9 protein-coding genes are annotated in these 10,284 nt (G+C 71.4%); 7 read left to right on the plus strand and 2 right to left on the minus strand.

Annotation, left to right across the window (positions count from 1 at the left end; genetic code table 11):
• The first annotated feature begins 10 nt into the window (after positions 1-10).
• The 6 genes from mreC (at position 11) to QSJ97_RS16565 (ending at position 6,521) form a co-directional block, all read left to right on the plus strand.
• Complete coding sequence (mreC, locus tag QSJ97_RS16540; protein WP_285673061.1) at positions 11-961, plus strand: rod shape-determining protein MreC; 951 nt, start codon at positions 11-13, stop codon at positions 959-961.
• Positions 958-1,500 (plus strand): rod shape-determining protein MreD, encoded by a 543-nt coding sequence (locus QSJ97_RS16545; protein WP_285673063.1) that lies wholly within the window; start codon positions 958-960, stop codon positions 1,498-1,500. The genes mreC and QSJ97_RS16545 overlap by 4 nt, the downstream gene beginning before the upstream one ends.
• Positions 1,497-3,488: a penicillin-binding protein 2 gene (gene mrdA / locus QSJ97_RS16550; RefSeq protein WP_285673065.1), complete on the plus strand. Its 1,992-nt coding sequence runs from the start codon at positions 1,497-1,499 to the stop codon at positions 3,486-3,488. Before QSJ97_RS16545 ends, mrdA begins: the two co-directional genes overlap by 4 nt.
• Positions 3,485-4,621 (plus strand): rod shape-determining protein RodA, encoded by a 1,137-nt coding sequence (gene rodA / locus QSJ97_RS16555; protein WP_285673068.1) that lies wholly within the window; start codon positions 3,485-3,487, stop codon positions 4,619-4,621. Before mrdA ends, rodA begins: the two co-directional genes overlap by 4 nt.
• 123 nt (positions 4,622-4,744) lie before the next feature.
• Positions 4,745-5,698: a 2-hydroxyacid dehydrogenase gene (locus tag QSJ97_RS16560; protein WP_285673070.1), complete on the plus strand. Its 954-nt coding sequence runs from the start codon at positions 4,745-4,747 to the stop codon at positions 5,696-5,698.
• A gap of 82 nt (positions 5,699-5,780) precedes the next feature.
• Positions 5,781-6,521 (plus strand): DUF502 domain-containing protein, encoded by a 741-nt coding sequence (locus QSJ97_RS16565; protein ID WP_285673072.1) that lies wholly within the window; start codon positions 5,781-5,783, stop codon positions 6,519-6,521.
• Here QSJ97_RS16565 and QSJ97_RS16570 read toward each other — a convergent pair.
• Together QSJ97_RS16570 and QSJ97_RS16575 are read right to left on the minus strand one after the other, a co-directional pair.
• Positions 6,518-7,060 (minus strand): hypothetical protein, encoded by a 543-nt coding sequence (locus QSJ97_RS16570; RefSeq protein WP_285673073.1) that lies wholly within the window; start codon positions 7,058-7,060, stop codon positions 6,518-6,520. The genes QSJ97_RS16565 and QSJ97_RS16570 overlap by 4 nt on opposite strands.
• A 221-nt stretch (positions 7,061-7,281) precedes the next feature.
• The gene (locus tag QSJ97_RS16575; protein WP_285673074.1) at positions 7,282-8,970 is read right to left on the minus strand and encodes an extracellular solute-binding protein; all 1,689 of its coding nucleotides are present in this window, start codon (positions 8,968-8,970) and stop codon (positions 7,282-7,284) included.
• Positions 8,971-9,363: 393 nt separating this feature from the next.
• Here QSJ97_RS16575 and QSJ97_RS16580 point away from each other — a divergent pair, with 393 nt between their 5' ends.
• A complete protein-coding gene (locus QSJ97_RS16580) occupies positions 9,364-10,149 on the plus strand; it encodes a 3-hydroxybutyrate dehydrogenase (protein ID WP_285673077.1) in 786 nt (261 codons plus the stop codon).
• Positions 10,150-10,284 lie beyond the last annotated feature (135 nt).

Raw genomic sequence — 10,284 nt, forward strand, 5'->3', positions numbered from 1 at the left:
GAGGAGCGAGTTGCGCCGGACCGAGCGCGGGCAGGGCAGCGATCCGAGCGAAGGGCTGAACCGCGCCATCCAGCGCACGATCTTCGGCGCGGTAATCATCGCCGGCATCGTCCTCTTCGTGCTGTGGCGGACCGACAACCCCCGCGTCGAGCAGATGCGACTCACCCTGATGGATGCCGTGCTGCCCTCGATGGGATGGGTCACCGAGCCGCTCGCGGTGATGACCGAGATCGCCCGCGACTACGAGGCGGTGGTCGACATCTACGAGCAGAACCGGGCGCTGCGGCGCGAGATCCAGCGGCTCCATGCCTGGCGCGAGACGGCGCGCCAACTCGAGGAGGAGAACGCCCAGCTGCGCGCCCTCAACAACCTCAACCAGCCGCCGCGGACCACCTTCGTCACCGGCGACATCATTGCCGATTCGGGCGGGCCGTTCCGCGAATCGGCACTGGTCAACGTCGGCGCGCGCGACGGCGTGGTGGACGGCTCGGCGGCGGTGGACGGGGTCGGGCTGGTCGGCCGGGTCTCCGGCGTCGGCGAGCGGGCGAGCCGGATCCTGCTGCTGACCGATTTCTCCTCGCGCATCCCGGTGATCCTGAAGCCGCGCGGGCGCCGCGCCGTGCTGGCCGGCGACGGCACCCCGGCGCCGCGGCTCGAGTTCCTCGACGCCTCGGAGCAGGTGAAGCCCGGCGATCTGGTCAAGACCTCGGGCGATGGCGGGGTGTTCCCGCCGGACATCCCGGTCGGCCGGGTGATCGTGACGCCGAGCCAGGAATGGCGGGTGGTGCTGCTCTCGGACTATTCGCGCCTCGAATTCGTGCGGCTGCTGCGCTACCGGCCCGACACCCGGATCGACCGGCCCGGCGGGCTGGTGCTGCCCGACGGCGCAGCGCGCGACCCGCGCCCGGCCGAGCGCCTCGGCGCCGGGGGGACCGGCCGGCCGCCGGCGCTGACCGAATGAGCGCGGGCCGCGAAACCGGGCTGCGGCGAGCGCTCCGCATGGCGGCGCTGGCGGGGTTCGGCCTGCTGGCGGTGACGCTTGAGGCCGCCCCCCTCGGGCTAAGCCCGGCGGCGGTGACCTCGCCGGATCTGGTGTTCTGCATCGTCGCGCACTGGGCGCTTCGGGTGCCCGGGGCGGCGCCGGTGCTGCTGGTCTTCGCCCTCGGCCTCGCGCGCGACCTGCTCACCGACCTGCCGGTGGGGCTCGGCGCGCTCGGGCTGGTCTTCGCCGCGGAATGGCTCAAGACGCGCCGGGCGCTGCTGGCGCGCCAGCCCTTCGTGCTGGAATGGCTGGCGGTCGCGGCCGCGGCGGCGGCGATGGCGGCGGCACTCTGGCTCGCGGTGCTGCTCAGCCTCGCCCAGCCGCCCTTCGCGGCGGCGCTGGCCCGGCATACCGCGGCGACGATCCTGGTCTATCCGCTGGTCACCGCCTGCCTCGGCTGGGTGCTCGGCATCGGCAGCCTGCGCGACCTGCCGCGCGCCGCCGGAGAGGCGCGATGAGCCGGCCGCGCGGCGAGGCCCCGCGCAACGGCATGCGCATCCGCTTCGGCGACCGGGCGCGGCCCGACCGCGCCGAGGGCCCGGGGGTGACGCGCCGCGGGCTGGTGCTGCTCGGCGCGCAGCTCCTGGTCGCGGGCGGCCTGGCCTGGCGGATGCGGCAGTTCCAGATCGTCGAGGGCGAGCACTACCGCCTGCTGGCCGAGGAGAACCGCATCAACATGCGGCTGATCGCGCCGACCCGCGGCCAGATCTTCGACCGCAAGAACCAGCCGCTGGCGATCAACCAGCAGAATTTCCGCGTGGTGATGATCCGCGAGCAGGCCGGCGACCCGGAGGCGGCGCTCGACCGGCTCGGGAGAATCGTCGAGATCTCGCCGCGGGCGCGGGAGCGGGTGCTCGACGAGATCCGCTCGAAATCCGCCTTCGTGCCGGTGGTGGTGGCCGAGCATCTCGACTGGGACACCTTCGCGAAGATCAACGTCAACGCCCCGGCCCTGCCCGGCATCCTGCCCGAGGTCGGGCTCTCGCGGCATTATCCGGCAGGGCCGGAGACGGCGCATGTCGTCGGCTATGTCGGGCGGGTGACGCAGAAGGACCTCGACCAGGCCGACGACCAGGACCCGGTGCTGCAGATCCCGGAGTTCCAGATCGGCAAGCGCGGGCTCGAGCGCGGGCTCGAGCGCAAGCTGCGCGGCCAGGCCGGCACCCGGCGGATCGAGGTCAACGCCCTCGGCCGGGTGATCCGCGAGCTCGACCGGGTGGAGGGCCAGCCGGGGCCGGACCTGCACCTGACCCTCGATCTCGCCCTGCAGGACTATGCCAACTGGCGGCTGCGCGAGGAATCCGGCGCCGCGGTGCTGCTCGATCTGCGCCACGGCGACGTGCTGGCGATGGCCTCCACCCCCTCCTTCGAGCCCAACCTCTTCGTGCGCGGCATTTCGGGGCCGGACTACAAGGCCCTGCTCGAGCACGAGTACCGGCCGCTGCACAACAAGTGGGCGAGCGGCATGTATCCGCCGGGCTCGACCTTCAAGATGGTGGTGGCGCTGGCCGCCCTCGAGGACGGGGTGATCGCGCCGGAGGAGACCGTGTTCTGCAATGGCGGCTACGAGCTCGGCAACCGGCGCTTCCACTGCTGGCGCCGCGGCGGGCACGGCCATGTCGCGCAGCGCGCGGCGCTGGAGCAGTCCTGCGACGTCTATTTCTACGAGGCCGCCAAGCGGGTCGGCATCGAGCGCATCGCCGCCATGGCGCAGCGCCTCGGCCTCGGCCAGCGCGCCGACATGCCGCTGCCCGAACTCAAGGGCGGGCTGATCCCGGACAAGGCCTGGAAGTCGCGCAACCGCGAGGAGCCCTGGCTGGTGGGCGACACGCTGAACGCCGGCATCGGGCAGGGCTTCGTGCTGGCCACCCCGCTGCAGCTCGCGGTGATGACGGCGCGGCTGGCCACCGGCCGGGCGCTCGAGCCGCGGCTGATCCTGGCGCGCGACGGCCGCCCCGCCCCGGTGCCGGAGGCCGCGCCGCTCGGCATCGCCGAGGCGCATCTGGCGCTGGTGCGGCGCGGCATGTTCGACGTGGTCAACAGCCGCCGCGGCACCGCCCGCCGCGCCCGGATCGACGACAAGGCCAACCGCATGGCCGGCAAGACCGGCACCAGCCAGGTGCGCAACATCACCAAGGCGGAGCGCGCCCTGGGCGTGTTCCGCAACGAGGACCTGCCCTGGCGGCGGCGCGACCATGCGCTCTTCGTCGGCTATGCGCCCTACGAGGACCCGCGCTTCGCGGTCGCGGTGGTGGTCGAGCATGGCGGCGGCGGCTCCAAGGCGGCGGCACCGGTGGCGCGCGACATCCTGATGCGCGGGCTCTGGGGCGGCGAGCCGCCGCTCACCGCCTATCCGCCGGGCCAGGCGCCGGAACGCCCGGTGCCGACGCCGCAGCCGCGCCCGGTCTCGGGCGACGGCAACACCCCGCCGCGGATCCGCACATGAGCCTGACCGACCCGAACCGCGCCGCGCCGCTCTCGATCACCGCCAAGCTGCTGCGGATGAACTGGGCGCTGGTGCTGCTGATCACCGCGATCGCAGCGCTCGGCTTCATGATGCTCTACTCGGTGGCCGGCGGCGATGCCGAGCCCTGGGCGCGGCGGCAGATGAACCGCTTCGGCGTCGGCGTCATCCTGATGACGATCGTGGCGCTGATCGACATCCGCTTCTGGAAATGGGCCTCGCCCTTCGCCTATCTCGGCGCGCTGGTGCTGCTGGTGGCGGTGGAGTTCGTCGGCGAGACCGGCATGGGCGCGCAGCGCTGGATCCGGCTCGGGCCGCTCAACCTGCAGCCCTCCGAGGTGATGAAGATCGCCCTCGTGCTGGCGCTGGCGCGTTATTACGCCTGGCTCGAGCGCGACCGGATCTCGCGCCCGCTCTGGCTGGTGCCGCCGCTGGCGCTGATCGGGCTGCCGGCGGCGCTGGTGCTGAAGCAGCCGGATCTCGGCACGGCGCTGATGCTCTGCCTCGGCGGCGGCGTGGTAATGTTCCTCGCCGGGGTCTCCTGGTGGTATTTCGGCACCGCGGCAGCGCTCGGCGCCGGGCTGGTCTGGGCGGTGATGACCTCCAGGGGCACCGAGTGGCAGGTGCTGAAGGACTATCAGTATTCCCGCATCGAGACCTTCCTCGACCCCTCGCGCGATCCGCTCGGCGCCGGCTACCACATCACCCAGTCGAAGATCGCCATGGGAAGCGGCGGGCTCACCGGGCGCGGCTTCATGCAGGGCACCCAGAGCCGGCTCAACTTCCTGCCCGAGAAGCACACCGACTTCATCTTCACCACGCTCTCGGAGGAGTTCGGCGCGGTCGGCTCGATGTCGCTGCTGGCGCTTTACACGCTCGTGCTGATCTTCGGCTTCGCCTCGATGGTGAGCAACCGCGACCGCTACGGCGCGCTGGTCACCGGGGGGCTGACCGCGACCTTCTTCTTCTTCTGGGCGGTCAACATGGCGATGGTGATGGGGCTGATCCCGATCGTCGGCGTGCCGCTGCCGCTGGTCAGCTATGGCGGCTCGGCGATGCTGGTGCTGCTGATGGCCTTCGGGCTGATGCAGTCGGCCCATATCCACCGCCGCTGAGGGCCTCCGCCGGCCCCGCCGCGGCTTGCAAATCCACGGCAAACCCGGTTAACCGGCAGGCGCAGCCCGGCGCTGCGGGCCCGCTGCGGCCAATCCCGGAACAACAAGCGGAGCTCGCGGATCATGGCCGAAACCCCCGTCGTCGTCTTCTCGGGCAAGCACACCCACCGCCCGCACTGGATCGGCCCGCTCACCGAGGCCATGGCGGCGGAGGGGCTCGATCTCGAGCTGCACATGGACCCGGCCGAGGTCGCGCCCGAGCGGGTGGACTATCTGCTGATCACCGCCAACGGCCCGGTGCGCGACTTCGCGCCCTATACCCGGCTGCGCGCGATGCTCGGCCTCTGGGCCGGGGTCGAGGGCATGCTGAAGCTCGACCTGCCGGCGGATGTGCCCTTCGCGCGGATGGTCGAGCCGGGGCTGACCGAAGGCATGGTCGACTACGTGGTGGGCCACGTGCTGCGCCATCATCTCGACATCGACCGCTATATCGGCGCCGATCCGATCGCGGAATGGGAGGTCTCCTTCCCGCCGCTGGCGCGCAACCGCCGGGTGGCCATCCTCGGCCTCGGCGAGCTCGGCACCGCCTGCGCCGCGGCGCTGGCCGCGCTGAACTTCCGCGTGACCGGCTGGTCGCGCAGCCCCAAGCAGATCCCCGGCGTCGCGACCCGGCACGGGCCCGAGGCCCTGCCCGGGGTGCTCGAGGCGGCGGAGATCCTCGTCCTGCTGCTGCCGCACACGCCCGATACGCTGCGGGTGATCGACGCCGCGGCGCTGGCCCGGATGCCCGCCGGTGCCTGCATCGTCAATGCCGGGCGCGGCCCGCTGATCGACCACGCGGCGCTGCTCGCCGCCCTCGATTCCGGGCAGATCCGCCATGCGACGATGGATGTCTTCGATGTCGAGCCGCTGCCGCCCGGGCATCCCTACTGGGCGCATCCGCGCGTCACCGTCACCCCGCATATCGCGAGCGTCACCCGCCCGGAGACCGCATCGCGGGCATTGATGCAGAATATCGCCCGCGATCTGGCGGGCAAGCCGCTCTTGGGCGTTGTCGACCGCGGCCGGGGCTACTAGCCTCGCAGGCTGAGCAACCGGAGCGCCCATGGCACCCATACGACGCAGCGGGCGGCCCCGCACGACGCGCAGACGGCGAGCCGTGCCCCTCTGGGTACGGGCGCGGGCCAATTTCCTCACCGGCCTGATCGTGGTCGCGCCCATCGTGGTGACGATCTACCTGACCTGGGCCTTCATCACCTTCGTCGACAACCAGATCGTGCCGCTGGTGCCGACGCCCTACAATCCGGCGACCTATATCGAGACCGACATCCCCGGTTTCGGCCTCGTGGTGTTCTTCATCTTCACCACCATCGTCGGCTATTCCGCCAAGAAGGTCTTCGGCAAGCAGCTGATCCGCCTCGGCGAGGGCATCGTCGACCGGCTGCCGCTGGTGCGCACGGTCTACAACGCGATGAAGCAGATCGTCGAGACGGTGCTGAGCCAGTCCAAGAGCTCGTTCCGGCAGGCCTGCCTGATCGAGTATCCGCGGCGCAATCTCTGGGCCATCGCCTTCGTCTCCACCGATACCCGCGGCGAGATCCCGCGCCGCGCCGGGCAGGACGAGATGATCAGCGTCTTCCTGCCGACCACGCCGAACCCGACCAGCGGCTTCCTGCTCTTCGTGCCGAAACGCGACGTGGTGCTGCTCGACATGACCGTGGAGGACGCCGCCAAGCTGGTGATCTCCGCCGGCCTCGTGACGCCGCCGACCAAGGAGGAGCTGGAGGCCCAGGCGCGCAGCGCGACGCTGCGCAAGCAGGCGCTGGCCAAGGCCGCCAGCGGCAGCCGCCCGCCGCCCCCCGGCAATGGCGAGGGCGGCAACGGCGGCGGCGGGCGCTAGCCGGCCGTCCCGCCTCGCCGCGTCCCGCCAGCCCGCCGCCAAAGCGCGAGCCCGCCCAGCGCCGCAGCGAGAAGCGCGAGCGAGGGCGGCAGCGGCACGGTGGCGGCGGTTTCGATGTCGAAACCGTAGCTGGTCGGCGATGAGCTGAACTCCCTGATATCGATGCGATACGCGCCGGCGCCGTAGGTCCCGAACAGGTCGTTGGCCGGCCCGGAGATTTGCAAGGATTCGAGAATAGACCCGCCGGCGCCCCACAGGCTGAACCCAGTGGTATTGGGCGGGACGGTCGAATAGCTGGATACCGAGAAGGTCCAGTCCGAGAGCGTCGTGAAGGTGAAATTGTCGTGTTCGTCCGGCGAGCCGATGGTGCCCAGAACCGTGCTGGTGGCTCCGCTGGCCAGTATCCCGAGATCCACCGCGGTCGCGAGGGTGGCCCCCGCATCGCCGCCGACCGATTCGTCGTAGACGGTCATGGCGAGGACCGGTGTGGCGGAGAGCGCAAAGACGAGCGGGAGCACGCAGGCGGAAAATTTTTTCACGTTACCGTCTCTGTTCGGAACCTTCATGTGAGGATACCTGTATCGACTACACCGATACTCTCCGAAAACCGGGGAAACTTCAAGATATATCGAATATTTCCCGTGCCGGGTCGGCGCGTTTCCAACCCACGGCCGCGTGCCGCGTGCCGCGCGCGGGCCGCGCCAGGCCCCGCGGCACGGGCGGGCCCCGCGGGACCGGCGCGGATCGCCCGGCCCGGCGCTCACTCCGGCTGCCACCACCAGACCTCCGGGCGGAAGCCGTAGAGCGGCGCGCGTTCGGGCCTGGCATAGCCCGCCTGCGCCGCCACCCGGTCCTCCGGCAGATGCCCGAAGGGCACCACGTAGATCCCCGCCGAGAGCACCCGGTCGAGCGCGCGCACCGCGGCGACGAAGCCCTCGCGCCGCTCCGCCGCCAGGATCGCCCGGATCATCGCCGCCACCGCCGGCGCCTCCACCCCCATGTAGTTGCGCGTGCCCGGGCGCTGCCGCCCCTCCGGCCCGAAATAGAGCCATTGCTCGGTGCCGGGCGAGAGCGAGAGCCACCAGCGGTTGACGATCACGTCATAGTCGTAGTCGCGCCGGCGCGCCTCGTATTGCGCGGCATCGACCCGGCGCACCGTGGCCGCCACGCCGAGCCGCTTCAGCGCCCCGGCCCAGAGCCCGCCCAGCGTCTCCGCCTCGCCGGAGGTGACCAGGATCTCGAAGGCCAGCGGCGCGCCGCCGCGCATCCGGGTGTCGCCGGCCAGCTCCCAGCCCGCCGCCTCGAGCAGCGCCGAGGCCCGGCGCAGGCCGCGGCGGTTGCGCCGCCCGTCGCCCGCGGGCGGGCGCCAGCCGCGCTCCAGCGTGCCCTCCGGCAGCGCCGCCGCGAAGGGCGCCAGCAGCGCGGCCTCGCGGCCCGTCGCCGCGCCCTGCCAGCCGAGCTCCGAGCCCGACCAGTAGCTCTCGATCCGTGCATACTGCCCGGCGAAGAGGCGCGCGTTCACCCAGTCCCAGTCGAAGGCCAGCGCCAGCGCCTCGCGCACCCGGCGGTCGGCGAAGACCTCGCGGCGGGTGTTGAACACGAAGCCCTCCATCCCCGAGGGCCGGCCATGGGGAATCACATGCCGCCGCAACCGCCCGTCGCGCACCGCCGGCAGCCCGTCATAGCCCTCGGCCCAGCGCAGCGGGTCGGTGTCGTGGAACAGCGAGAGCGCGCCGGTGGCGAGCGCCGAGAACAGCGCATCGGTGTTGCGGAAATACTCGATGCGGAGGGTGTCGAAATTATAGAGCCCGGCATTGATCGGCAGCCCGGCGCCCCACCAGTCCGGGTCGCGGCGGAGCGTGAGCTGGCGCCCGGCCTCCCAGCTCTCGGGCACATAGGGCCCCGAGCCGATCACCGGCACCAGCCCCGGCTCGGCAAAGGCACGGCCCTCGAACGCCGCCTTCTTCAGCACCGGCCGCAGCCCCATGATCAGCGGCAGCTCGCGATTCGGCTCCGAGAAGGTGATTCGAACCGAGCGCGCGCCCACCGCCTCGATCGCCGAGACCGCGTCCCAGGCGGCGCGGTAGCGCGGATGCCCCTCCGCCGCCAGCGTCTCGAAGGACCAGATCACGTCCTCCACCGTCACCGGGCTGCCATCGGAGAATCGCGCCTCCGGGCGCAGGCGGAACACCACCCAGGAGCGGTCGGCCGGGGTCTCGACGCTCTCCGCCAGCAGCCCGTAGAGGGTGAAGGGCTCGTCCCAGCTCCGCGCCAGCAGGGTCTCGGCCACATGGGTCCGCAGCACCCAGGGCGCCCGGCCCTTCAGGATGAAGGGATTGAGGCTGTCGAAACCGCCGAGTTCGCCCAGCACCAGCCGCCCGCCCTTCGGCGCGCCCGGCGCGGCATAGGGCAGGCTCGCCCCCGGCGCCAGCGCCGGCGCGCCATGCATGGCGATGCCATGCGCCGGCCCGGCGCCGGACGATACCGGAGAGAGACCGAGACAGAGCGCTGCAGACAGCCCCGCCAGCACCCTGCGCAGCTTGTGGAAAACCCTCTTGTGAGCAGGGCCGCTTTTGCGTATCCTAAGTGCACTGCTCGATAGGTTTCTTGCCTGTATGAAACCTGCCTCAATTTTGGATGCGCCTCCTTCGGGAGGCGCTTTTTTTACGTGGGCAGGGCCGGTTTCCGGCGCGCCTCCGCCGCGGCGCCGCGGGTCTCTGCGGCAATCCATCGCTCCGCGCTTCATCTCCACCGCCTTTCGCTTTATGTGTCGCAGCGCAACAGGCCCAGGCGCGGGGCGCCCGGACGCGCCGAGACTCGCACAACAGGAAGGCTCTCGCACATGTCGATCAACGGGAAAACCGCCGTCATCACCGGCTCGAACTCCGGCATCGGCCTCGGCATCGCCGAGGAGCTGGCCAAACGCGGCGCGAATGTCGTGCTGAACTCCTTCACCGACAACGCGGAGGATCACGCGCTGGCCGAGCGCATCGCCGCCGAGACCGGCGCCGGCGTGCGCTACATCCAGGCCGACATGTCGAACGGCGCGCAGTGCCGCGCGCTGATCGAGAAGACCGTGGCGGAGTTCGGCGGCGTCGACATCCTCGTGAACAATGCCGGCATCCAGTTCGTCGAGAAGATCGAGGACTTCCCGCCGGAGAAATGGGACGCGATCATCGCGATCAACCTGACCTCGGCCTATCACACCACCGCCGCGGCGCTGCCGGAGATGCGCAGGGCGGGCTGGGGCCGGATCGTCAACATCGCCAGCGCCCACGGGCTCACCGCCTCGCCGTTCAAGTCGGCCTATGTCGCGGCCAAGCACGGCATCGTCGGGCTCTCCAAGGTGGTGGCGCTGGAGACCGCGCAGGAGCCGATCACCTGCAACGCGGTCTGCCCGGGCTATGTGCTCACTCCGCTGGTCGAGGCGCAGATCCCGGACACCATGAAGAAATACGACATGGACCGCGAGACCGTGATCAAGCAGGTGATGCTGGAGCGCCAGCCCTCCAAGGATTTCGCCACCACGGCGCAGATCGGCGGCACGGTTGCCTTCCTCTGCTCTGACGACGCGGCGCAGATCACCGGCACGACGATCTCGGTGGACGGCGGCTGGACCGCGCTCTGAGGCCCTGACACCGCGCCCGGGGCGGCCGCCGCTCCGGGTTGCGCTTTGCTGCACGACGCCCTTGCGGGCGCCGCTCCGCAGCCGCGCGATGGCCCGCCCCCACCCCCGCCGCCGCCCGGCGCCGCGCTGCGCGCG

This window comes from Paralimibaculum aggregatum, from assembly GCF_030270585.1.
Classification (GTDB): Bacteria; Pseudomonadota; Alphaproteobacteria; order Rhodobacterales; family Rhodobacteraceae; genus Thermohalobaculum; species Thermohalobaculum aggregatum.